Raw genomic sequence first — 26,247 nt, 5'->3', positions numbered from 1 at the left:
ATGCGTTGGACTTTAAAGTCAAAACCAAATATTGAAGTTACCCATAAACTATCCTTAGATCTGGGTATTGATAAAGTTTTATCTGAATTATTAGTTCAACGAGGTGTTACTACTTTTGATGAAGCTAAGTGTTTTTTTAGGCCTTCGTTAAATAATTTACACAATCCATATCTTATGAAGGATATGGATTTAGCAGTTGCAAGGATAAAGAAAGCTATTGAAAATAATGAGAATATTTTGGTTTATGGAGATTATGATGTTGATGGTACAACAGCAGTTTCACTCATGTCATCATATTTAAAAGAAGAATATGAAAATGTAGCAACCTATATTCCGGATAGATACAAAGAAGGTTATGGTGTTTCATTTCAAGGAATTGATTTTGCACACGATAACGGGTTTTCTTTAATTATTGCATTAGATTGTGGTATCAAGGCCATAGATAAAGTAGCTTATGCTTCAACCAAAGAAATTGATTTTATTATCTGTGACCATCACAAACCGGGAAAAGAAATTCCTAAGGCTACTGCAATTCTTAACCCAAAAAGAGAAGACTGTAAATATCCTTATAAAGAACTATGTGGATGTGGAGTTGGCTTCAAGTTAATTCAAGCGCTTGGAGAAAAAAATAACAAAACTATAGAAGATTTTATTCCTTATTTAGATTTGGTAGCTACTGCCATAGCCGCCGACATAGTTCCTATTACTGGTGAGAATAGAATACTTACTTATTTTGGATTAGAAGTAATTAATACGAGTCCAAGAAATGGAATTAAAGCTATTATTCATCAAACGAATAAAAAGGAACTCACCATAACAGATGTTGTTTTTACAATAGCGCCAAGAATTAATGCTGCTGGCAGAATGAAACATGGTAATTTTGCTGTAGATTTATTAACCCAATTTGATTTTGATTCTGCAATTAAAGTAGCTTCTACTATTGAAAAATTTAATGCTGACAGAAAAGAATTAGATGCTAAAATAACTCAAGAAGCTCTTTTACAAATTGAAGAAAATAACGAACAAGATAAATTCACATCAGTTGTTTATAACGAAACATGGCATAAAGGTGTTATAGGTATTGTTGCTTCAAGGCTAATTGAAACTTATTATAGACCAACTTTGGTTTTTACAAAAAGTGGAAATAAACTAGCCGCCTCTGCAAGATCTGTAAAAGGTTTTGACGTTTATAATGCTTTAGAAGAATGTTCAGAATTTATTGAACAGTTTGGGGGACATAAGTATGCTGCCGGATTAACTTTACTTCCTGAACAATATGAGAATTTTAAAAATAAATTTGAAGATGTAGTTTCTAGAACGATACAAAAAGAATTATTAACTCCTGAAATTAGTATTGATGCTGAATTGGAATTATCAGAAATTACAACGAAGTTTTATCGCGTTTTAAAACAAATGGGACCTTTCGGGCCACAAAACATGAAACCTGTATTCTTATCACCTAGTGTTAGAGACAATGGTTATGGTAAACAAGTTGGAGCGGATAAAAGTCATTTAAAACTTAATATCATATACGGAGCAGACAAGAAAACATATGGGGCTATTGGTTTTGGTCTTGGCAATAAGATAGAAAAAGTGAAAAATAACTTCGATATCGTCTATAATTTAGATGAAAATACTTGGAATGGTAATACTTCAATTCAATTAGTTTTAAAAGATTTAAAATAATTTATTTAGAATAGTTCTAAATTACATATATTTGCTTCATATAAATTTGATTATGGAAAGCATTTATAGAATATATGATAATAAAATAGGTATCTCTTTTAGATGGAAGAATGTAAAATCAAATCTTACTCAAATAATTTTCAGAGATACCGGTTTTCATTTAACTACGAAAGAAATTGAGTTTTTTTTAGATAAATTATGTGAAGCAAAAATGCAAGGTACTTGCGAAAATTGCGAAATGGCAGGTGGATGCAAATCTCTTTTACTACAAACACCATCAGACAAAGTAAGCATGGCTGTATCATTATTAGAACTTGCCGAAATTGAAGATTTATTAAGAGGCACTTTATTTCAAATACAAATGGATAATTATTTGAAAAATCTTTGTAAAAACTAAAACAACTTCAATAAAACAGGTTATTTGTTTTCTTTAATTAAATATAGATAAACAGGATAATGGTCACTATATCCTCCTGTATATTTTCCATAAGAAAAACTTCTAAAAGGATACCCTTTATACCTTCCTTTTTTCTCTGTTAAAAAACGTTTATTAAAGATTGCTGATTTAAACATTTTGTATGAAGAATAGTCATTACTATCCTTATTTAATAAGGGAAATGTTATCATAATTTGGTCAAATAAATTAATATTATCTCTATAACCTAGCGTACTAAAGCCTCTTCGAAACATTTCTTCAAAAGGATTATAAATTTCCCCTTCAGAAACATTTGACTTTCTTGACTTCGTTTTTAAAACATTCTTAAAACTAGAATTTATAGGATCATCATTAAAATCTCCCATTATCAAAATTTTAGGGTTTTTCTCAGTTTCTTTAATTTTATTAATAATTTGTGATACTTTATACGCTGCTTTTTCCCTCTTAACACTACTTTTCGCTTCACCTCCTCTTCTTGAAGGCCAATGATTAACTATTAGATGAATTAATTCATCATCTAAATAACCAGAAACTAATAAAATATCTCTAGTATAAACCTTCCTATTATTTACATATATATTAGGGTTGAAAACCTCAAAATGAATTGGTTTAAAAAAACGTTGTTGGTATAACAATGCCACATCTATCCCTCTTTTATCTGGTGAATCAAAATGTATAATACTATATTTCCTCTTTTTAAGCGACTTCCCATTAACTAAATCTTCTAAAACTTTTCTGTTTTCAACCTCGGAAACACCTAGAATTACAGGACTTGTATTTGTTTTTTCTTTTCCTATTTGACTAATAACTTTTCCTAACTTATCTATTTTATCCCAATACACTTTTTCACGATTACCTCTAAGTTCCATAATAGGACTAGCCTCATCATTTTTTTCTACATCATTTATTGTATCGAACAGGTTTTCTAAATTATAAAACCCCACTGTTCGTATTTTAAACTCTCTATGTCTTTTCTGTGAAAAACAATGTACTAAAGTGAATATTAGCACAAAAGCTAAAGCTTTTTTTTTCATCTTTTTTTCAACAAATCTAGCAAAACAATTCAAAAACAACACCTTACAAACCCAAGTAATATTTTTTTTGTACTTTCACTTCACTTTTTATTGCTGAAAAGAATTAATTAAATTGTTAAAATTGTATGAAAAAGAATAAAGCCACCATTTATATGGTGATGTTGCTTTGCATTAATATGGGTGCACAAAATATTTTAAAAGGTACTATTATTAATGGAGACACAGAAAAACCACTTCAAAACGTTTTTATTAGTATAAAGCAGATAGGTGTAAATACACTTACTGATATAAACGGAAATTTTAAAATTCACAACATAGCCAATGGAAAACACTTCCTTACAATTTCTTTAAAAGGATATGAATCTCAAAATTTTCCAATTCAACTATCAGGTAAAACAATAAACCTAGGCATAATTATGATGTATGAAGATATATCAGAAAACATAGGTTTTAGTACTATTACAATTACAGATGATGAATTAAATGATGATACCAATTATGTTGATAATATTTCAGGATTATTACAATTTTCAAAAGATTCTTATTTACGAACTGCTGCTTTTGAATGGTCTTCTTCATTTTTTAAAATACGTGGTTTAGGGTCTGAAAATAACAAGGTTTTAATTAATGGTTTTGAAATGAATAAACTTTTTAATGGAAGGCCACAATGGAGTAATTGGGGAGGGTTAAATGATGTTTTACGCAACCAAGAATTTAGCATAGGGCTTACCCCTTCTAATTACACCTTTGGAGGAGTACTTGGCTCTACCAATATTAACACAAGAGCTTCAGAATATAAAAAAGGAACAAGTATTTCATACGCCTCTTCAAATAGAAGTTATTCACATAGAATAATGGCTACCTACTCCATTCCTTTATCTAAAAAAGGCTGGGCTATTACAGTTTCTGCTAGTAAAAGATATTCAAACGAAGGATATATTAATGGAACATCCTACAATGCGTATTCAGTATTTACTTCAATTGAAAAATTAATTAACGAAAAACATAGCTTGAATTTATCAGCTATTTATGCACAAAATAGCAGAGGGAAATCAGCAGCAAACACAGAACAAGTATACAACATCAAAGGCTTAAAATACAATCCATACTGGGGGTATCAAAATGGGAAAATCAGAAATTCTAGAATAAAAAGAATTAATGAACCAATTATAATGTTAAATCACTATTGGACTCTAACTAATCGCTCAACCTTAAATACTGGAATTGCATATCAATTTGGTGAAATTGGTAATAGTCGAATTGATTTTAACGGAGGTAATGACCCTGACCCTACATATTATAGAAAATTACCAAATTGGTTTTTAAGCAATCCTATCTGGATAGATTACAAAAATGCATACAAAGCCCTCACTAACTTCCAAAATGACGGTCAACTAAACTGGACACACCTTTACGTAGCAAATGAAAAGAGTGGCGATAATGGTAGGTTTGCTTTATATGAAGACCGAAACGATAATAAACAGTTTACTTTTAATACAATTTTAAATACTGAATTAACAGAAAATATAATTTTAACTGGAAAGCTAGAATACAAGAAATTAAAATCTGAAAATTTTGCATACATTAAAGATTTATTTGGAGCTACAGGATATTTAGATATTAATAAGTTTGGAGATCCTTCAAAGGATGAATATCAAAACAATTTATTAACTCCAAATAGAATTGCAAAAGTAGGTGATCGATTTAAATATAATTATCTGCTAAACTCTGAGACCTTTGATGGTCTTGCTCAACTACAACTCAATTATAAAAAGAGTAATTACCATATTGCAGCTTCTTTTAACAATACAACTTATCAAAGAGAAGGATTATACAAAAACGGAATCTATCCTGGAAATTTACCTGACCCAAACATCCCTAATTCTTTAGGAAAATCTAAAAAACTATCGTTCTTTAACTACGGAATCAAAGGAGGCATAACTTATAAAATATCTGGACGCCATTTATTAAACTTAAATGCTGGATACATTACCAAGACACCTACCATTCAAAACTCTTTTGTCAATTCAAGATCTAACAACTTAACTGTATCTGACATTAGCACTTTAAATAATAAAAAGATAATGTCTTTGGATATAAATTATACAGCAAGAGTTCCTTTTATAACCTCAAAAATATCAGGATACTACACTGGCATAAAAGACGACAGCAATATTGCCTTCTATTATGCTGGAAGCACGAATCTTTTTATTCAAGAAATCACAACTGGAATCAATAAAAAACATCTAGGAGCAGAATTAGCTATTGACGTTGAATTATCCTCTTCTTTTAAATTAAAAACTGCAGCTAATATTGGACATTACACCTATAACAACAATCCAAATATTGTACTAACATCAGAAATAAGTTCTGATTCTAAACAGGCAGGATTTGACAAGAGAGGGTTTAAAAATTATGGAAAAACTACTCTCAAAAACTATAGAATTCCGTCAGGCCCACAAAGTGCATATTCCTTTGGGTTTGAATATAGAGATCCAGAGTATTGGTTTATTAGTGTAACTGGAAATTATTTGGATAATTCATTTATTAATATTTCAAACATAAAAAGAACCGAATCCTTTGCATTTGACAATGGAAAACTTTTTCCAGAATTTGACCCCACTGAAGCAGAAAAATTACTTAAACAACAAAAATTAGATGCCTATTTCACACTGAACGCTATAGGAGGAAAAACATGGAGGATTAGTAAAAAAAAATACATTGGATTTTTTGCTAGTATCAGTAATATACTAAACCAAGTATATAAAACTGGTGGATACGAACAAGGTAGAACTTCTAGTTACCAATTAGTAAAAAATGATCAAGTTAATAGTACTCCTAACTTTGGTAATAAATATTGGTACGGTAGAGGAACTACTTATTTCTTAAATATAAATTATAGATTTTAAAAAAATGAAAAAGATATTAACCCAAACAATATTACTTTTTAGTAGTATTTTCTTTTCCTGTGAACAGAATGAAGATTTTTCAACCCCCATAACAGGAGTTGATAAAGAGTATTCAAACCTAAAATCTTTGAATGAAATTTCAAAATTATTTAAGGGAGTTGCTATAAAGTTTGACAACGATATTACAACATATGGCTATGTAATTTCGAATGATAGAGAAGGTAATTTCTTTAAAAAAATTATTATACAAGATGAACCCGAAAACCCAACGATTGGAGTTGAAGTTAGAATTGATGATACCAACCTAAACACAAAATACAACTTAGGTAGAAAAGTTTACATTAAACTCAATGGATTAGCTTTGGGAAAACACCTAACTACTTTTCAAATTGGTATTAAAGGTAGAAATAGCATAAATAGAATAGGTCTACATGAATACTCTAATTTTATTGATAGATCATCGGAAATAGCAGAACTAACACCTACAATAGTAACTATTGATAACCTAACTGATAATCATATAAACACTCTTATAAAAATTAACAAGTTACAACCAGAAATAAAAGACCAAACCTATGGCAACCCTACTAGTACTGATACCGAAAACAGATACTTTAATAACTGTGAAACCTTTGAAACTATTATTATGAAAACTAGTGGTTTTGCAAACTTTAAAACAGTATCAATTCCTAATAAAAATGGCTCAATTACAGCTGTTCTAAACAAACTTGAAAACGATTATACATTATCTATAAGAGATACAAAAGATGTTCATTTAACTGAAGAGTATGGTTGCAATAGTACTCTTATAAAAAAAAATCTAATTGATATTAGATCCTTATTTACAGGGAACGAAACAAGAATTTCTGAAAACTCAAAAATAAAAGTAGTTATTACTTCTGATTTTATTCATAAGAACATCACTAATAAAAAAGCTTTTGCTCAAGATTTAACAGCTGGTATAGCATTAAACTTCAATACTACTTATGATTTAAATTTAGGAGATGAAATTGAGATTGCAGTTGGAGGATTAAAGCTTAATAAGCATGAAGGTTTATTGCAATTAAACCTAAAATCTTCAAATATAATTAGTATCAAAAAAGGAGTAATCTCTACACCAGAAAAAATCACTATTGAACAGGCATTAACTGGTAATTACGAAAGTAAACTTGTAGAAATTCATAAAATCCAGTTTAAAAACATCACAAAGACATATGTAGGATTAAACACTCTAACTTCTAATTGTATTAATAGTTTACCATCATACGTTAACACCGAAGCTACATTTGCCACTAATTATGTAAGTACTAAAAAGGGAAAAATCATTGGTATAATGTCAAATTTCAATGGCCCTCGGATTCACCTTAGAAAAGTTACTGATATAAATTTCACTGAAAACTATGATTGTGGAACGAGTAGTACTGATAACGATTTATTTTTTTCCGAATATGTAGAAGGATCAAGTAATAATAAATATATAGAAATATACAATGGTACTGGTAATACCATCAATTTGTCAAATTACCAAATTTGGGGTTCTTCTAATGGTGGAGGATGGAAAACTGCCAGGCAACTTCAATTGTCAGGAAATTTAATGACTGGTAAAGTTTATGTTATTTCAACAAATAAATCTACTTCTGAAATCACTGATAATTCAGATTTATCACTTCCCTATGAAAGCCCTGTTCATCATAATGGAAATGATGCTATTGCTTTAGCTAAAAGAAACGACAAGGGTATATTTAAAATTATCGACCTTATTGGTGATCCAGATAATAATCCCGGCATTGCTTGGAGTGTTGCAGGAGTTACTAAAGGTACAAAAGACCATACTTTAATTAGAAAAACAACAATAACAAAAGGAAATACTAATTGGGATTCAAGTGCTGGAACTAACACTTTAAATTCTGAATGGGAGGTAAAGGATAAGGATGACTTTACATCGATAGGAAAGAGATAACTATTCATTTTATATATTACACAACCTTAAGTTTTAAAACTTGAAGTTTTTTATAGATATTTATCATGTAAAAAATAGTTTATGTTTTCTAATACTAGAATAACTAAGGCATTTAAAAATGCCAAGAAATTAAAATTATCTGAGCAATCTAAATACATATTATTTTCTGATTGTCATAGAGGTGATAATAGTTTTGCAGATGATTTTTCTCATAACAGAAAAATTTATCATTACGCATTATCTCATTACTTAAAAGAAAACTTTACTTACATTGAGTTGGGTGATGGAGATGAGTTATGGGAAAATAAATTTGATGCTATTTTTAATGCTAATAAAGATGTTTACTTATTATTAAAGCGTTTTCATGAAGATAAAAGACTACATTTTATCTGGGGGAACCATGATATGGAATACAGAAATCCTAGAAATATAGTAAAGAATTTACATTATTACTATGATACAACAGATGATAAAGAAAAAGAACTCATGATTGGAGCTTCATTCTCTGAAGCAATTAGGCTTGAATCAGAAAATAACCGATCTATATTTCTTCTTCATGGGCATCAAGCTGATTGGTTTAACTATAGTTTTTGGAAATTAAGTCGTTTTTTAGTGCGTTTTTTATGGAGGCCTCTACAAGTCATTGGAGTAAAAGACCCTACTAGTCCAGCCCAAAATCACAGAGAACTTATAAAAGTAGAAAAAAGGTTAGAAAAATGGATTAAAAAAAATGACAATCAAATGATTATTACTGGTCATACCCACCGTCCAAGATTCCCTTCTATTAATGAATTGCCTCACTTTAACGATGGTAGCTGTGTTCATCCTAGATGTATTACTGGTTTAGAAATTGAAAACAACTTAATTACTCTTATAAAATGGCATGTTCAAACTAATAACGATGGTATAATGCAAATAAATAAAACTGTTTTAGAAGGTCCAGAAATGTTAAGTAAACATTTGTAAAAACTTTTTAAAGAAAAATCATTTAACACAGATTTAACATTATATTTACATTAGTATTGATTACTTATAACGACCAATGTTGCTAAACAATATAAAAGTTAATGAACGTTAAATTATTATTTACCTTTTTTAGTGCTCTTACATTATTAAGTATAGAAGCTCAAGAAAAAAACTCCCCAAAATTCGGAAATGGTCTTTTTAACCTTGTTGGACAAGATAGTACTTGGAGTATGAAAGTTGGAGCTCGAATGCAATTCTTAACCATTGCTAAATGGAATTCTTCATCAAACGGATTATCTAAACCATCTTCTTCTTTTTTAGTAAGACGAGCTCGTTTAAAATTTAATGGCTTTGCTTTTTCTCCTAAATTAAAATATAAAATGGAACTAGGACTTACTAATAATGATATTGGTGGTGCCTCTGAACATACAAATAACGCTCCTAGATATATTCTTGACGCCGTCGTAAAATGGAATTTCTATAAAAATTTCGAATTATGGATTGGTCAAACAAAACTTCCAGGAAACATAGAGCGTGTAATTTCATCAGCAAATTTACAGTTAGTAGACAGGTCTTTATTGAATGTAAGGTTTAATATTGATAGGGATATGGGGTTTCAATTAAGACATCGTTTTAAATTATCTGACAGCTTTATTATAAAAGAAGTTTTATCAATTTCTCAGGGAGAAGGTAGAAACATTACAACAGGTAATTTAGGCGGTTATCAATATACTAGTAGAATAGAACTACTCCCTTTTGGTTTATTTACTAGTTTAGAAGATGATAAAGGAAGAGATTTAATAAAAGAGAAAACTCCTAAATTAGTTTTAGGTGCTACCTATGATTTTAATAATGATGCTGTAAAAACTCAAAGTAATTTGGGTGCTTATATGAAAAATGATATCGGGTTTTATAAAACAAATATTTCTACAATTTTTATAGATGCTATGTTTAAATATAAAGGAATTTCTTTTATGGGAGAATATGCTTTTAGAGATGCAAAAAATCCTCTCGCAAAAAATTCTGACGGAACATTAACAGGTGATAAAGTACAAATAGGTAGTGGACTGAATTTACATGGAAGTTATTTATTTTCTAAAAACTGGGAAATTTCTGGACGGTTTACAACCATAAATTTAGATGAAAAGATAACACAAATAACCCAAGAAAACCAGTATACACTTGGACTTTCTAAATATATTGCAGGTCATAAATTAAAAGTACAAACTGATATTAGCTATTTAGATGTTATTGGAAAAACAAATGAATTAATGTATAGATTACAATTAGATATTCACTTTTAAAAAAATAACATAAACCTAACACAAACACCTCTTAGTGTTTGTAGATTTGCAAATCTTAAATAAAAATGAAAAAATGGGGGATCCATATATTTTAATGTTGGTCGCTTTAGCGGTTTTAGCTGTTGTAGATTTAATAGTTGGAGTTAGTAACGATGCTGTTAACTTCTTAAACTCTGCAATTGGTTCAAAGGCAATTAAAGTTAGAAATATAATGATAATTGCTAGTATAGGTGTCTTTTTTGGAGCCATAACTTCTAGTGGTATGATGGAAGTAGCACGTAAAGGGATATTCAATCCTAGTATGTTCATGTTTCAAGATATCATGATTATTTTTATGGCTGTGATGATTACGGATATACTTTTATTAGATATCTTTAATTCGCTTGGAATGCCAACCTCTACTACAGTTTCTATTGTATTTGAATTATTAGGAGCTGCAGTTTGTATTTCTTTAATTAAAATATCTGCAAATGACTCACAATCAATTTCAGACATTTGGAATTATATTAATCATAAAAAAGCGATTGAAATTATTAAAGGGATATTACTATCCGTCGTCGTAGCTTTTTCAGTCGGAGCAATTGTCCAGTTTTTCTCTAGACTAATTTATTCCTTCAACTTTGAAAAAAGAGCAAACTATATAAATGCTTTATTTGGAGGTTTTGCTATTACTGCTATTACTTATTTTATTATTATAAAAGGAATGAAAGGAACTCCTTTTTATAAAGACATTAAACATCTAATTGAAGGAAACACTTTTTTAATTATTACAGGAAGTTTTTTAGTTTGGAGTTTAATTTCTCAAGCTTTAATTAGCTTCTTTAAAATAAATGTTTTAAAATTAATTATTGGAGTAGGTACCTTTTCTTTAGCAATGGCTTTTTCAGGAAATGATTTAGTAAACTTTGTTGGAGTACCAATTGCCGCATGGAATTCTTATCAAGAATGGCAAATTTCAGGACTTGCTCCTGATGCCTTTTCAATGGGAGTTTTAGCTAAAAAAGTGCCTTCTAATGTATGGTTATTATTATTAGCTGGAGGAATTATGGTAGTTACTTTATGGACTTCAAGTAAAGCTCAAAATGTAATTAAAACAGGAATTGACTTATCAAGACAAGGTGAAGGTCATGAAAAATTCCAACCTAATCCAATGTCTAGAATAGTTGTAAGAATTGCTATGGGAATCAATGCTGGTATTAGCGCTGTTGTTCCTAAAAAAACGTTGACTTATGTAGATACTAAATTTCAAAAACCTGTAATAGAACTTCCAAAAGATAAAACGTATGAAATGCCTGCTTTTGATTTAGTAAGAGCATCTGTTAACTTGATAGTAGCTGGAATTTTAATATCAATTGCTACTTCTATGAAATTACCTTTATCAACAACATATGTAACTTTTATGGTAGCTATGGGTACTTCTTTAGCAGATAGAGCTTGGGGACGTGAAAGTGCTGTATATAGAGTTGCTGGTGTAATTAATGTTGTTGGAGGTTGGTTTTTAACTGCCATAACTGCATTTGTTGCCGCTGCATTAGTTGCTTATTTAATTAGTTGGGATTTAGTTATGATTCCTGTTTTATTATTAGTCGTAGCACTTTTAATAGGAAGAAATACTATGTCTCACAGAAAGAAAGCAAAAGAAGAGAAAAAACAAGTACATATGGAACGTGCTGAATTAATTACTATTAATGGAGTAATTGAAGAAAGTTCTGACCACATTGCTGGAGTTGCTAATAGAATTAATAAACTATATTCAAGTGTTGTTAACGACCTTGCTAATCATGATTTAATTAAATTACGTAAAACAGATAAACATGTTACGAAATTAAATGATGAAATTGATAGTTTAAAAGATGGAGTGTTTTATTTCATTAAATCATTAGATGACACCTCTGTACAAGCTAGTAAGTTTTATATTTTAATTTTAGGATATTTACAGGATGTTGCTCAATCTATTAGCTATATATCTAGAGCTACTTATAAACACGTAAATAACAATCATAAAAACCTTAAGAAAGGTCAATTAAAAGATTTAAAAACAATAGATAATACATTATCTGGATTATTGGAGGATATTAGTTCAACATTTCAGAATAGGAGCTTTGATAATTTAGAGCATATAATTAATGAAAAAAGAGAGTTATTAAAAGAAGTATCGGCTTCAATTGAAAAACAAGTAGATCGCATTAGAACAGATGAAACAAGTCCTAAGAATACAACTTTATACTTTAGTATTCTAATTGAGACGCAAGATTTAGTTTCTGGACTTATGAGCTTATTACAAACTTATGAAGAGTTTTATGTAAGTACAAAGAGCGTTAATTAAATATAAAATATTTACATTTACCAATATAAAAACCTTGAGGCTAAAATCTCAAGGTTTTTTTGTAAAAAAGAAAACATTATGAAAAAGAAAGTCTTAATTATTATTTCACTATTTAGTTTTTTAATTTGTTTTTCACAAAAAAAGAAATCATCAAAAATAGGAAACGCTTCTATTGAAGAACTTAAAATGGTACGTTATGAGAATGATTCAACAGCTAATGCAGTTGTTTTATATGAACATGCTAACCATTACCTAGATGAAAAAAGAGATTATAATAGAACTACTGATTATTATTTTAGAATTAAAATATTAAAAAAAGCTGGTTTTAATAAAGCAACCATAAGAATTCCAAGTTATGGTAAAGAAAAAGTACATCATATTAAAGGAATAACTTACAATTTAAATCAAGGTGATAGAATTAAGAAAACACATTTAATTAGTAAAAATATTTTCACAAAAAAACTCAACGAAAAGTGGAAGGAAATAACCTTTACAATGCCTGCTTTAAAAGTAGGAAGTATTATTGAATATGTGTACTCCGTAACCACTCCATACTCACAAATGGATGATTGGTTATTTCAATCAGATATTCCTAAAGTAAAAAGTGATTTTACAGCTTCTATTTTAGGTAACTGGAAATATAATATTAGAGTAATAGGTTTTTTACCATTAACTACAAATCAATTTAATGTTGATAAAAACTGCGTATACATTCCTGGTATGGGTAAAGGAGCTTGTGCCTTATTAGCATATGGAATAGAAAATATTCCTGCCTTTAAAGAAGAAAAACATATGCTAAGTGCAAAAAATTTTAAATCTAGATTAGTTTTTGATTTAGAATCATACAGGCATCCAAGTCAAGGAATAGAAAAATACACCAAAACATGGAGAGATGCAGACAAAAGATTAAAAAATAATTTTTTAGACAAACAAACTTCGAAGAAAAATTATTTTAAAAAACAATTACCATCTACTATTTTTAATAGTACTTCAGAGTTAAATAAGGCAAAAGCTATTTTTAGTTTTATTAAAAATCATTACACATGGAATGGTGATTATTGGCCTTCAGCTAAAGTGAGAATCAAAAAAGCTTTTACGAATAAATTTGGTAATATTTTTGACATTAACTTGTCTTTATATAATTCTTTAAAAGCCGCTGAAATAGAAACTTATTTAATTCTAACTTCTACAAGGGATAGAGCAATGCCAACGAAATTGCATCCTGTTATAAATGAGTTTAATTATTTATTGGTGAAAATTGTAATTGATAACAAAGAGTATTATTTAGATGCTTCAAAAAAACAATTGCCTTTTGGTTTAGTTCAGTTTCAAGCTTTAAACGGTGACGGAAGGCTTTTAAACTTCAAAAAAGGGAGTGTTTGGGAACCAATAAAGCTTAATAACAAAGCTTTTAAAACAATTAAAGTAAAACTAAACCTTAGTGAAGAAGAGACTACTGCAAGCATAAAAATAAGTACTAAAAGTTATTATGCTGTAAATAAGAGAGCGCGTATACAATCAAAAAGTGAAGATGAATATATTGAATCATTTGAGTCAAACTATCCATTTTTAGAAGTAGATACGTTTAAAGTTGAAAATTTAAATCAAGTTGCTAAAAACTTAAATGAAACGTACACTGTTACTTTAGAAGACGTATATAGAGATGGTGTTTTTTACATTAATCCTTTTTTAATAACTCAACATACTAGAAATCCATTTAAATTAAAAAAACGTGATTATCCAGTAGATTTTGGTTACCCAAGTGAAAATACTTATATTTTTTCAATGCAAATTCCAGAAGGATATAAGTTGAAAAAAGAATTAAATAATAAAACAGTAATACTCCCCAATAATGGTGGTAAATACTTAATTACAACTAAGGTTTATAACACATCTATGACTTTATTTTGTAAAATTAGCATAAACAAAAGTGTATATACTAGCCAAGAATACCATGCTTTGAAAGAGTTCTTCAATCATATTATAAAATCGCAAGACGTGATTTTAGAAATGGTTAAAGAATAGCATTTTTTAGAATAAAATATCGCCTAAGAATTATTTTTAGGCGACTTTTTAATCATTCCTGTTTATAATATGGAGTTTTTGCTACACTTTTTGAAATCGAAAACTTTGTACTCTTTCTTCAAAGTTAAATTGATCAACAGGTAAAACAACATTTTCAAAAAGCGCTAATAAATCATCTGAATGTTTTTCAGACGAAAGTTTTAACAAATTAAAGTACACAAACGAACTCCATAGTATTGCTTTTAACTCAGTTTTGGTTTCATTCCACATTCTTATCTCAACCAATAAATTTTTATTCCCATATTTAATTAATTGTGAATCAATTGTGACAGTTTCCATTAAAGTAGCTGGTTTTAAATAAGCTATTTGATGAGATCCAACAACCCAACTTTTACCAGTTTCTTTTCCATGTTTATAAATATCTAAATTATAGTTAGCTATTAATTGATCTTCTCTAGCATTAATAAGATAATTAAAATAAGCACCATTATTTAAATGATTGAATGGATCACAATCTTGAAATCTAATTTTCGTTTTACTTTCTAATACTTTAGTTAAATTCATAATGTTTATTTTTAAATATACCAATCGGTATATTTTTGGTTAAAAAAATAGTTATAGCTTTAAATCTTGGTTTATAATTAATTTCATAGTTTCTGACACATCAATAAGGTAACTCTCATCTTTCATTATATGCGACATATATACTGCACCTTCAATCATATAAAAAAAACGTTTTGCTAATACTAAACTATTAATAGATTTTTTTATCTCATTTGCGTGCTTTGCTGTATCTATTAAAAGAGAAAATTGATTTAAAATTTTATGATTATAAAAACGCACTAAATCAGCAATACCAGTATTTTGGTTATTAGAGTCTACACCTATATTTAAAATTGGACATCCACCAAATTCTTTATTATATTGATAATATGTTTCGTAAAAAGATGCAATCCGTAATAGTTTATCTATAGGTCTTTTACCTAAAGAAACCTCTTTGTTTAAATCTTTCAAAACTCTCCTTACAGAATAACGAAAGGCATCAATTGCCAGCTCTTCTTTATTTTGAAAATGCCCATAAATAGCTCCCTTAGTTAATCCTGTAGCTTCAGTTATTTTAGATAAACTCATTGCTGAATATCCATTTTTATTGAAAATAGGAGCTACAGTTTCTATAATAAATGCTTTGGTTTTTTCTGATTTAGACACTCAATTGAAAATTTATAAGGTAAAGATACAAAAAATAAACCAATCGGTATATTTTTGTGTTTCAAGTATATTTATTGACAATTTTTACAAACACCTATTAAAAGAATTTTAGTTTCTTCTATTATAAAATCATTAGAAGTCGGTGCTCTCATTTCTATTTCAACGCATGACAATTCTCCACATTTTTTGCATTGCCTGTGTACATGATTATCATTATGACTTTCTTTAGAACAAGTAGAGTGACAAGTTGCATAATAAGTATTCGCATCTTTTCCTATAACAGAATGTACTTCACCTTGTTCTTCTAGCCTAGCTAATACTCTATAAATTGTAGTTTTATTAAATCTATTTTTAAAATACTCTACCAATTCCACAGCACTTACTGCTCCATTTTTATCAATAACATAGGATTTAATTGCTTGCAAGGAAACGGTATTTCTCATTTGAATAAATTAATTTGTTAAAACTACCAATAATAATCAAACAAAAATAACAAATCTATCGCTCTTTTAAAAAACTCAATTGTAGAATGAATTCAAAAATTGTTTAATAGAAAAAGGTGTCAAAAATTGACACCTACTTTCTAAACAATAAAAAATTTGATTAACCCCAAACCCGAGGCTAGTTAATCTATAGGTAATCAGCCTATTTTTAATAATTCTTTATTTAAATCAATTGCATAAACAACAAATAAATGCAACATAGTTGCAAATATAAGATAGAAGAATGGTTTTAGTGTTAAAAAAATGTTAAAGCATAAAAAAAACTGCCTTTTCAGACAGTTTTTAAAAATCATATAAAATCTATATGTCTATGCCTCAAAAGGCTCTATAGAAACATAAGATCTATTATCTCTTTTCTTTTGAAATTTCACAACTCCATCTACTCTAGCATGTAATGTATGGTCTTTTCCCATATATACATTTTCACCTGGATTGTGTTGAGTTCCTCTTTGACGAACAATAATGTTACCTGCTATAGCAGCTTGTCCTCCAAAAATCTTTACTCCTAATCGTTTCGATTCTGATTCACGACCATTCTTCGAACTACCGACACCTTTTTTATGAGCCATCTTTGTAAGTTTTTAAAGTTATTATTTACTTAATGCTTCAATTAATTCAGCTTTCTTTAAAGAAGTATATCCTGTAATACCTTTATCTTTAGCTAAAGCTTTTAATTCTGCTACAGTTTTAGAACTTAAATCATTTGATTCTTCCTTAACTTCTACCTTAGGAGCTTCTTTTTTAGCAGCTGCCTTCTTAACACCAGAAGCAGAAATCCCTTCAATTTGAATTTCAGTTAAATACTGTCTGTGTCCATTTTTCTTCTTGTAACCTTTTCTTCTTTTTTTCTTGAAAACGATTACTTTATCACCTTTTAAGTGACCTAGAATTTTTGCAGTTACTCCTGCACCTTCTATAGCTGGGGCGCCAATAGTTACATTTCCTTTGTCTTCAACAAGCATTACTTTATCAAAAGTTACTTTTGATCCTTCTGCTTCTTGTAAACGGTGAACGTAAACTTTTTGGTCTTTTGCTACTTTAAATTGTTGCCCTGCTATCTCTACGATTGCGTACATACTTTTTGTTTTGCGTTTATACATTATAGCACTTTCTTAACGAAAATGCGGGTGCAAATATACAGTTTTTATAACAACAAACAATCTACAACTCAGAAAATTAATTCTAATTTAATTAAAAATGTATTATTTTTCAACTTTTAATGTAACAAAACAAATACTTTCACGTCACATAGGGCAAATCAATTAAAAATTAAACAATTTATCAATGAGGAAAAATATTATAACTCTTGTAACTGTTTTGTTTGTTGGCTTATCAGCTAATGCACAAAAGGTTGAATTTGAAGAGTACGATTTAAGCAACGGATTACATGTTATTTTACATCAAGACAATTCAGCTCCAGTAATAGCTTTAGAAGTTTTGTATAACGTTGGTTCAAAGGATGAAGTTGATGGAAAAACAGGAATGGCACATTTCTATGAGCACTTATTATTTACAGGAACTCAAAATATTCCTCGAGGAAAATGGAGTGAAATTCAATCTTCAAGAGGAGGTAGTGGAAATGCAACAACCAACTGGGATAGAACAAACTATTATGAAACGTTTCCTTCTAACGAGTTAAAACTGGCTTTATGGATGGAATCAGAAAGGTTATTACATCCTATTGTAGATCAAAAAGCTGTAGATACACAAAATGAAGTGGTAAAAGAAGAAAAAAGACAACGAATGGACAATGCTCCGTATGGTAAAATTCAATACGGAATGGTGTATAAGCATTTGTTTGACAAACATAACTATGGTAGACCTTTAATTGGTTTTATTAAAGATCTAGACAATGCTAAATTAGAAGAGTTTAAAGCTTTTTATGACAAATGGTATATGCCAAACAATGCTGTTTTAGTTTTAGCTGGAGATTTTCAAAAGAAAGAAGCTAAATCTTTAATAAAAAGTTATTTCGGAACAATTCCTTCAAGAACTCTACCTAAAAGAGTTAAAATAATTGAACCAGAAAGAACTAAAGAAAAAAGAGTTACTGAATACGATTCTAACATTCAATTACCTGCTGTTGTTTTAATGCATAAAACTCCTTCTATGAGAGATAGGGAAGCTAAAGTTTTAGATGTTATTTCAACAATTTTAAGTGATGGTAAAAGCTCAAGGCTTCAGAAAAAATTGGTAGAAAACAAAAAGAAAGCTTTAGCCGTTTTCTCTTTTGGTAGAGCAATGGTTGATTATAGTGTTTATACAATTGGTGCAATTCCTTTAGGTAAAAATTCTTTAGATGATTTAATTAAGGAAATGGATGAAGAAATTTTAAAATTACAAACTGAACTAATTTCTGATGAAGATTTACAAAAAGTAAGAAACAAATTTGAAAACCGTTTTGTATCATCTAATTCAAGTGTACAAGGTATTGCTTCTTCTTTAGCTAGCAACTATATGTTAATGGGAGATACGCATAGAATTAATAATGAATTAGAGATCATTAATTCTATTACAAAAAAAGAAATTAGAGCAGTAGCTAAAAAATATTTAGCAAAAAGCAGACGTGTTGTAATTGACTACTTACCTACATCTAAAAAGAAATAATCAAATTAAAATAAGAAAAATGAAGACAAAGATATATTCAATTATCACATTTTTATTCTTATCAATGAGTATTTCTGCTCAAATTGATAGAACAAAAATGCCAGAATCTGGACCAGCTCCAAAGATAAACTTAGGTAAGCCAAAGAAATTCACTTTAAAGAATGGCTTACAGGTTTTAGTTGTTGAGAATCATAAACTACCTAGAGTTTCTGTAACATTAGACATTGACAACCCACCTATGGCTCATGGAAGCAAAGCTGGTGTTGAAGGTTTTGTTGGTGGCATGTTAGGTACTGGTACTACTAATATGTCAAAAGAAAATTTTGATAAAAAAGTAGATTATTTAGGGGCTAGAATTTCTTTTGGTTCGGAGAGTGCTTTTGCTAGTTCTTTATCAAAATATTTTCCTGAAGTTTTAAAATTAATGGCTGATGCTGCTTTTAACCCAGTTTTTACACAAGAAGAGTTTGATAAACAAATGAAACAATCTCTTGATGGTATTAAATCTAATGACAAGAGTGTTACTGCAATAGCAGGTAGAGTTGAAAGATTACTTACTTATGGTAAAAGTCATCCTTATGGAGAATTTACTTCAGAAGAAACTCTTAAAAATATAAAATTACAAGATGTTAAAAGTTTATATTCTAAAGTATTTAAACCAAACAATGCTTATTTAGTTGTAATTGGTGATGTTGATTTTCGTTCAATAAAAAAACAAATTACTTCGTTATTTGGTAAATGGAAAAAAGGAGAAATGGCTTTTAAAAGCTTACCTGAAGTTAAAAACGTAGAAACTACAGAAATTAATTTCATCAACATGCCAAACGCTGTACAATCAGAAGTAGCAATAGTTAATACTGTTGATTTAAAAATGGGTGATAAAGATTTTTATGCTGCTTTATTAGCTAACCAAATTCTTGGTGGTGGTGGTACTGGTAGACTATACAAGAATCTTAGAGAAGACAAAGGGTACACTTATGGTGCATACTCTCGTATTGGAGCTAGTAGATATGCTAGCAGATTTAAAGCTTCTGCTTCTGTTAGAAATATGGTTACTGATAGTGCTATTGTTGAAACTATGAAAGAAATCAATAAGATTCGTTATCAAAAAGCTACTCAAAAAGAACTAGATATTGCAAAAGCTAAATACTTAGGAAATTTTGTAAAAGCTGTTGAAAGACCGAGTACAGTTGCTAACTATGCATTAAATATTTTACAAAATAATTTATCTAAAGATTATTATAAAAACTATTTAGCCAACATAAATGCAGTAACTCTTGATGATGTTCAAAAAGCTGCTATTAAATATTTTAAAGCAAATAAAGCTAGAATTGTAATTACAGGTAAAGGGATAGATGTTTTAAAGAACCTTGAAAAAGGAGATTACAAAATAAACTATTTTGATAAAAATGGAAACCCAACAACTAAACCTGCAATGAGCTTACCTATACCTAGTGGAGTTAGTACTTCTACAGTAATAGATAATTATTATAAAGCAATTGGAGGTAAAGATAAAATAGCAACGGTAAAAACTTTAAAATTAAGTTCAGATGCTACAGTTCAAGGGATGAAATTAAATTTAGTTCAAAAAACAGCAGCACCTAATAAATCATTAACATTAGTTTCAATGATGGGTAATACTATGCAAAAAATTGTTTTTGATGGTACGAAAGGATACCAGGAAGCTCGTGGACAAAGAAAAGAGTTATCAGGTGAAAGCTTAGACGAAGTTAAAAACACCTCTGCTCCTTTTTCAGATGAAGCATACAGAAACGGGAAATTAGATAGAATTGAACCTATTGACGGGAAAAATGCTTACGTTATTAAATCTGGTAAGAGTGAAATATTTTATGATATGAAAACTGGTTTTAAACTTAAAGAGGTTAAAACTGTAAAAGGACCTCAAGGGGAAATGAAAGTCCCTGTACTTTACTCAGATTATAAAGAGGTAAATGGAATAAAATTCCCTCATAAAATGATTCAAACCATGGGACCTATGAAAATGGAATTCATTACCAAAGAAGTAAAAATAAATGAAGGTGTTTCTGACGCTGATTTTAAATAAAATTACTTAAATAAAAATAACATAAAGAGTCAAAGTAATACAATACTTTGGCTCTTTTATTTTTTCTTATTCACTAAATACACTCCAAATAAAATAACAATACCAGCTAAAAGCTGAATTAAACTTAACTCTTCATTATCAATAATACCCCAAACAACTGCAACTATTGGTATTAAGTACGTTACAGATGTTGAAAATATAGGAGATGAGATTTGAATAAGTCTATTAAATATTATTTTAGCTACACCTGTTCCAACTATTGCTAAAATAAAAATATACATTAAAGCGGGTTTCGTTTCAGTATTTAGTTCAAACGATGTAAAAAAACCAGAAAAAACGAGCACTAAAAATGCTGGAATAATTATTAAAATAAAATTCCCAGTAGTTATTGCCAAAGCATCTAAATCTTGTAAATACTTTTTTATAATATTTACATTAAAGGCATATCCAAATGAAGATAAAACTGGTAATAAAGCATACCAATAGTTTTGATCCGGATTTAAAGTTGCTCCTTTTACAATTAAAGTAACCGTACCTATAAGACCAATTAGGATACCTAATAATTGATTTTTCCTAAACGAAAAACTAAAAAAAACTGCTCCAACCCATAATGCATTAAATGGTGTTATTGAATTTAAAATCGATGCTATAGAACTGTCAATCCCAAAAATTGCATATGCATACAAAAACGAAGGAAAAAAAGTACCCAATAAAGCACTTAGCAAAACCCATTTCCACTGGTTCTTTTCAATAGTTTTTAATGTATTAAACCCTATTAAAATCAAAAAAAACGCCGTGATTACTATACGTAAAGCACCCAATTGAATGGGTGTTAGCCCTATTAATGCTTTTTTCATTAAAATAAATGAACTTCCCCATATAAGAGAAAGTAACAATAAATACAACCATTTTTGTTTTTGGCTCCCCATTTTGAATCAATTTATACACAAAAATCGACTTTTATACGCATAAAAATGAATTTATTAATAAATTTGCAGTATAATCCTATAATTAAAAACAATGAAAATTCAAAAAATAATATTTGTATTTGCTTTAATTAGTTTTTTAGCTGTTAGCTGTAAAAATGAAGCAAAAAAAGACAATTCTAATAAAAAAGAAGAAATAGCAAAAAAAGTTGAGGAAGCTAGTTTTAATATTTCTGGTATGACATGTGAAATTGGTTGCGCTAAAACAATCGCCTCTAAGTTATCAAAAAAAGAAGGTGTTATTAACGCTGAAGTTATTTTTAATGATAGTACCGCTGTTGTAAAGTATGATGCTGCTAAAACAAATAAAAAAGACTTAATTGCTTTTATTGATGGTATTGCTGATGGTAATACTTATAAAACATCTGAAGCAGGAGTTAAAGAAGCTTGCAAGAAAGATTGTAAAAAAGACTGTACTGAGAAAAACGAGACAGCAAAAAAAGCTTGTATGACTGATTGTAAAAAAGAATGTTGCGATAAAGCATAATTAACCTTTTTTAACTTAAAATAAAACCTCGAAAAATTAATTTTTCGAGGTTTTATTTTATCTAATATTATAAGAGTTGATATCTATAACTAAACTATTTTATTAGCGTTTTCAGTGGCTCTTCTTTCTAACTCAGCTTGAAATTCTTCCATTACTGGCTTTACAGTACTATCTGGAATATCAGCAACTTTAATATACATTAACCCATCTATTGCGTTGTTAAACTTAGGATCAACATTAAACGCTACCAAACGAGCATTTTGCTTCACATATTTCTTTATCAAAACAGGAATTCTAAGTGCACCTGGTTCAATTTCATCTATAATTTTATCAAATTTTTGCATATCTGCTTCAGTTGCATCAAATACAAAATCTTTATCAGCATCTTTTAACTTAACCTTAAATTCTTTTTTGGGGTGAATATATTGAGCCACATAAGGATCGTAGTAATGCGACTTCATAAATTCAATCATTAAAGATTTAGAGAATTCAGAAAATTGATTACTAATACTAACTCCACCCATTAAGTATTTATACTTAGGATAACGTAAAGTTACATGCACAATCCCTTTCCATAATAAAAATAAAGGCATTGGTTTTTGTTGGTATTTTTTTGAAATAAATGCTCTACCTAATTCAATAGTACTTTGCATCATAGAATGAAGCTCTGGTTCAATTCTAAACAATGTTTGAATATAAAAACCATTAATCCCATATTTTTTAAAAATATCTTTACCTAACCCCATTCTGTAGGCACCTACAAGTTCATTTTTTTCACTATCCCATAAGAAAAGGTGATAATAATACCTATCAAACTTATCTAAATCAATCGGTTTGTTCGTTCCTTCTCCTACATCTCTAAAAGTAATTTCTCTTAATCTTCCAACCTCATGTAAAATATTAGGTATTTCTTTAGCATTTGCAAAAAATACTTCATAATTCTTACTCGAAAGTAATCGTTTACCTTCATCTCTTAACTTATCAACTTCTTTTACAAATAAATCAGAAGATCTTTGAGATGTTATTTTTTTTGCTTTTTTAGGTATTTTTAAATTTTGTGTTGACAGTATTTTTTGCGGAGCCTTTTCAAAAGGGTTAGCAAGCATATAGGTTTTTTTCCTTATAAACTCATAAAAGGAAGGTGTATCCTTATATTGTTCTTGGTCTTTTACAGAAATAGGCTTTCCTATACGTACTTTTATAACTCTATTTTTTTGTGAAATCACCTCTGAAGGAAGCTTTGCACTTCGTAAAGTTCCACTAATTTTAGATAGAATGTAAAAGAATCTACTATTTTTGGCATGAAAATAAATAGGAATCACAGGAACTTTTGCCTTTTTTATTAAACGTACAGCTCCATCTTCCCATGGTTTATCAACCATTAATTTACCATCTTTATATGTAGAAACCTCTCCTGCAGGAAAAATCCCTAAAGGTTTCCCTTCTTTTAAATGAAGTAACGCACTTTTTATACCAGCTACACTTGACTTAGCATCCTTATGATTTTCAAAAGGATTTACTGGCATTACATACGGTTTTAATGGCTCAATTCTGTGTAATAAAAAATTAGCTATTATTTTGTAATCAGCTCTCTTTTCAATTAATAGTTTTAATAATAAAACACCATCTATACCTCCTAATGGATGATTAGATATTGTAATAAAAGAACCATCTTTAGGTATCCTTTTTAAATCTTCTTCTGGTATCTCAAACTCTATTTTACAATCGTCTAATACCCCATTTAAAAAGCTTAAATCGGATTTATCCTTATTATTATTATATATTTTGTTGATTGCTGAAATTCGTAAGATCCTGATTAATAACCAACCTATAAAAGTTCCTACAACACCAAGCTTCTCAACTCCTACAATTTTAGCAATTTCTTTAGATGTAACTAATCCCATTAATTTCTATTTGGCATAAATGCAAAGGTACGAAAAAATAGAACACAATTTTCAGCTATCTTATAACCAACTGAGCAGTTTCTGTATTTATTTGACGAATTATTGCTTCTCCTTTTTCTCTAATAGAATTGATTGCTTCATCATTAAAATGCCTAATCGTATATAATGTTACATTCTTATATGGTTTTATTAAATACATTTCTTGAAGCTCGTTGTAGAACTTCTCAAAGTTATTATATTTATCATCTACACATACAGAAAAGCTTAGAGCTGAATTCTGAATTAAGTTTACTTTCAGTTTATGTTCATGTAATTTTTTAAAAATATAGCTAATATTTTCTTCTACCATAAAAGAAAAATCTTTAGCAGAAACTGAAATCAGAATTTGATCCTTTTTAACTATAAAGCAAGAAGTTAAAGGGTTTAGTAAAACTCCTTTACTTACTTTGGTTCCTTTTTTATTTAAATCGTCAAAAGACCGTACATAAAGAGGAATATTTTTTTTCTCTAAAGGTTGAATCGTTTTAGGATGAATAACTGATGCACCATAAAAAGCCATTTCTATAGCTTCGGTATAAGATATCTCTTCTAACAATCTTGTTTCATTAAATACTCTTGGATCAGCATTCAAAACCCCATCTACATCCTTCCATATAGTTACACTTTTAGCGTTTAAGCAATACGCAAAAATACCCGCAGTATAATCTGATCCTTCTCTTCCTAAAGTTGTAGTTTCATTATTACAACCTCCTAAAAAACCTTGAGTAATATTTAATGTATTAGTGTCTATATTTTTTTGAATTATGTCTTCTGTATTTTCCCAATTAACTTTAGCATCTCTATAATTAGAATCTGTTTTAATAAGGCTTCTAACATCAATCCATTTATTAAGAACCCCTATGCTTTTTAAATATTCGCTTACAATAGTTGTTGATAATAATTCACCATAGCCAACCATTTGATCGTAAACATAATTATAGTTTGCTGAGTTATTTTGTGCCATGAAACCGCTCAATTCACCAAACAAATTGATTACTTTACTATAAACATTTGCTTGCTTATTAGAAAACAACCCTTGTAACATGTTATCATGAAAGTCTCTTACAAATATAAATTCCTCATTTAAATTATCTTGTTTATAATAATAAGCATTAATTAGAGCCTCAAAAGCATTAGTCATTTTGCCCATTGCTGATATTACTACCAATGTATTTTTTGTACCTTCATGCTGTAAAACTCTTGCTACATTTTTTACAGCATCTGCATCTTTAACCGATGCTCCTCCAAATTTAAATACTCTCATTACTATTATATATAAACTCTCTTAATTTGTTTTCTTTCATCTGTACAACTTGCCAACCATCTAATATTTTGGCCCCAGTGCTTTCGTAAAAGTTAATTGCATTCTTATTCCAGTCTAACACTTCCCATGCAACTCTTTTATATCCAGAATCATGTGCAAATCTTAAAACTTCAGTATACAAAGCTTTTCCTGCACCAACTCCTCTTTTACATTGAGTTACCATTAAATCTTCTAAATGTATTGTTTTCCCTTTCCATGTTGAATAGCGTTCATAAAAAAGTGCCATTCCTATAATACTACCATCTTTTTCTTCAGCCACAAATGTTTTAAACTTAGGATTACTTGAAAAACCATCATTTAATAACTCTTCTTCAGTTACCTCAACTTCATTTGGTAATTTCTCAAAAACAGCTAATTCAATAATCAACTCAAGAATTGCCTTTACATCTTTTGCTTCTCCTTTTCTAATAATAAAACTCATAATTAGTATTTTTTGTAAAGATACTTTGAAAAGTTATGCTTTAAAATAAACCTAAA

General features: G+C 29.0%; 21 protein-coding genes. 11 read left to right on the top strand and 10 right to left on the bottom strand.

Translation table 11 applies throughout. The features are described 5' to 3' along the window. Positions 1–1,686 (top strand): single-stranded-DNA-specific exonuclease RecJ, encoded by a 1,686-nt coding sequence (recJ, locus tag DS884_RS08715; protein ID WP_113786481.1) that lies wholly within the window; start codon positions 1–3, stop codon positions 1,684–1,686. A 52-nt stretch (positions 1,687–1,738) separates the two neighbouring features. Continuing rightward, positions 1,739–2,083 carry a hypothetical protein gene (locus tag DS884_RS08710; protein WP_113786480.1) on the top strand — a complete coding sequence of 115 codons (345 nt, stop codon included), beginning with the start codon at positions 1,739–1,741 and terminating at the stop codon, positions 2,081–2,083. 20 nt (positions 2,084–2,103) lie between these two features. Here DS884_RS08710 and DS884_RS08705 read toward each other — a convergent pair whose 3' ends face one another. Next, positions 2,104–3,156, bottom strand: coding sequence for an endonuclease (locus tag DS884_RS08705; protein WP_093869259.1), 1,053 nt, complete (start codon positions 3,154–3,156; stop codon positions 2,104–2,106). A 125-nt stretch (positions 3,157–3,281) separates the two neighbouring features. Between DS884_RS08705 and DS884_RS08700 the strand changes: the two genes are divergently transcribed. From DS884_RS08700 to DS884_RS08675, 6 genes are all read left to right on the top strand, one after another. Then, positions 3,282–6,065, top strand: a complete 2,784-nt coding sequence (locus DS884_RS08700) for a TonB-dependent receptor (RefSeq protein WP_233487134.1) — start codon at positions 3,282–3,284, stop codon at positions 6,063–6,065. A gap of 4 nt (positions 6,066–6,069) precedes the next feature. After that, entirely contained in the window at positions 6,070–8,025 is a 1,956-nt protein-coding gene (locus DS884_RS08695; RefSeq protein WP_113786478.1) for a DUF5689 domain-containing protein, read from the top strand. Positions 8,026–8,106: 81 nt separating this feature from the next. Continuing rightward, the gene (locus DS884_RS08690; RefSeq protein ID WP_113786477.1) at positions 8,107–8,991 is read left to right on the top strand and encodes a metallophosphoesterase; all 885 of its coding nucleotides are present in this window, start codon (positions 8,107–8,109) and stop codon (positions 8,989–8,991) included. A 101-nt stretch (positions 8,992–9,092) separates the two neighbouring features. Further along, entirely contained in the window at positions 9,093–10,295 is a 1,203-nt protein-coding gene (locus DS884_RS08685) for a porin (protein WP_113786476.1), read from the top strand. A 73-nt stretch (positions 10,296–10,368) separates the two neighbouring features. Beyond that, positions 10,369–12,621: an inorganic phosphate transporter gene (locus DS884_RS08680; protein ID WP_093869264.1), complete on the top strand. Its 2,253-nt coding sequence runs from the start codon at positions 10,369–10,371 to the stop codon at positions 12,619–12,621. Positions 12,622–12,699: 78 nt separating this feature from the next. Beyond that, positions 12,700–14,646, top strand: a complete 1,947-nt coding sequence (locus tag DS884_RS08675) for a DUF3857 domain-containing protein (RefSeq protein WP_113786475.1) — start codon at positions 12,700–12,702, stop codon at positions 14,644–14,646. Positions 14,647–14,727: 81 nt separating this feature from the next. On the opposite strand, the gene DS884_RS08670 is transcribed toward DS884_RS08675, so the two are convergent. From DS884_RS08670 to rplU, 5 genes are all read right to left on the bottom strand, one after another. Beyond that, entirely contained in the window at positions 14,728–15,210 is a 483-nt protein-coding gene (locus tag DS884_RS08670; protein ID WP_093869266.1) for an acyl-CoA thioesterase, read from the bottom strand. A gap of 51 nt (positions 15,211–15,261) precedes the next feature. Continuing rightward, positions 15,262–15,855, bottom strand: coding sequence for a TetR/AcrR family transcriptional regulator (locus tag DS884_RS08665; RefSeq protein ID WP_233487133.1), 594 nt, complete (start codon positions 15,853–15,855; stop codon positions 15,262–15,264). Between the two features lie 71 nt (positions 15,856–15,926). After that, positions 15,927–16,298, bottom strand: coding sequence for a Fur family transcriptional regulator (locus DS884_RS08660; RefSeq protein WP_093869267.1), 372 nt, complete (start codon positions 16,296–16,298; stop codon positions 15,927–15,929). Between the two features lie 368 nt (positions 16,299–16,666). Then, positions 16,667–16,927, bottom strand: coding sequence for a 50S ribosomal protein L27 (gene rpmA, locus DS884_RS08655; protein WP_093869268.1), 261 nt, complete (start codon positions 16,925–16,927; stop codon positions 16,667–16,669). A gap of 21 nt (positions 16,928–16,948) precedes the next feature. Then, on the bottom strand, positions 16,949–17,434 hold the full coding sequence (rplU, locus tag DS884_RS08650) for a 50S ribosomal protein L21 (RefSeq protein ID WP_093871948.1): 486 nt from the start codon (positions 17,432–17,434) through the stop codon (positions 16,949–16,951). A gap of 208 nt (positions 17,435–17,642) precedes the next feature. Here rplU and DS884_RS08645 point away from each other — a divergent pair, with 208 nt between their 5' ends. Both DS884_RS08645 and DS884_RS08640 read left to right on the top strand, forming a co-directional pair. Next, positions 17,643–18,965: a M16 family metallopeptidase gene (locus DS884_RS08645; RefSeq protein ID WP_113786474.1), complete on the top strand. Its 1,323-nt coding sequence runs from the start codon at positions 17,643–17,645 to the stop codon at positions 18,963–18,965. A gap of 19 nt (positions 18,966–18,984) precedes the next feature. Beyond that, positions 18,985–21,030, top strand: a complete 2,046-nt coding sequence (locus tag DS884_RS08640; protein ID WP_113786540.1) for an insulinase family protein — start codon at positions 18,985–18,987, stop codon at positions 21,028–21,030. A gap of 56 nt (positions 21,031–21,086) precedes the next feature. Here DS884_RS08640 and DS884_RS08635 read toward each other — a convergent pair whose 3' ends face one another. Beyond that, positions 21,087–21,959 carry a DMT family transporter gene (locus DS884_RS08635; protein ID WP_113786473.1) on the bottom strand — a complete coding sequence of 291 codons (873 nt, stop codon included), beginning with the start codon at positions 21,957–21,959 and terminating at the stop codon, positions 21,087–21,089. Between the two features lie 91 nt (positions 21,960–22,050). Here DS884_RS08635 and DS884_RS08630 point away from each other — a divergent pair, with 91 nt between their 5' ends. Next, entirely contained in the window at positions 22,051–22,503 is a 453-nt protein-coding gene (locus tag DS884_RS08630) for a cation transporter (protein ID WP_093869271.1), read from the top strand. Positions 22,504–22,592: 89 nt separating this feature from the next. Here DS884_RS08630 and DS884_RS08625 read toward each other — a convergent pair whose 3' ends face one another. From DS884_RS08625 to DS884_RS08615, 3 genes are read right to left on the bottom strand one after another with little or no spacing between them, the layout of a single operon-like run. Beyond that, positions 22,593–24,407 (bottom strand): GNAT family N-acyltransferase, encoded by a 1,815-nt coding sequence (locus tag DS884_RS08625; RefSeq protein ID WP_113786472.1) that lies wholly within the window; start codon positions 24,405–24,407, stop codon positions 22,593–22,595. 55 nt (positions 24,408–24,462) lie between these two features. Beyond that, positions 24,463–25,710, bottom strand: coding sequence for an aspartate kinase (locus tag DS884_RS08620; protein WP_113786471.1), 1,248 nt, complete (start codon positions 25,708–25,710; stop codon positions 24,463–24,465). Then, complete coding sequence (locus DS884_RS08615) at positions 25,697–26,191, bottom strand: GNAT family N-acetyltransferase (protein ID WP_113786470.1); 495 nt, start codon at positions 26,189–26,191, stop codon at positions 25,697–25,699. Before DS884_RS08615 ends, DS884_RS08620 begins: the two co-directional genes overlap by 14 nt. Positions 26,192–26,247 lie beyond the last annotated feature (56 nt).

It is taken from the genome of Tenacibaculum sp. E3R01 (assembly GCF_003318185.1).
In the GTDB taxonomy this organism is placed as follows: Bacteria; Bacteroidota; Bacteroidia; order Flavobacteriales; family Flavobacteriaceae; genus Polaribacter; species Polaribacter halocynthiae.
The sequence above is the reverse complement of the archived record's forward strand: the minus strand, read 5'-3'. Positions and strand labels throughout refer to the sequence as shown.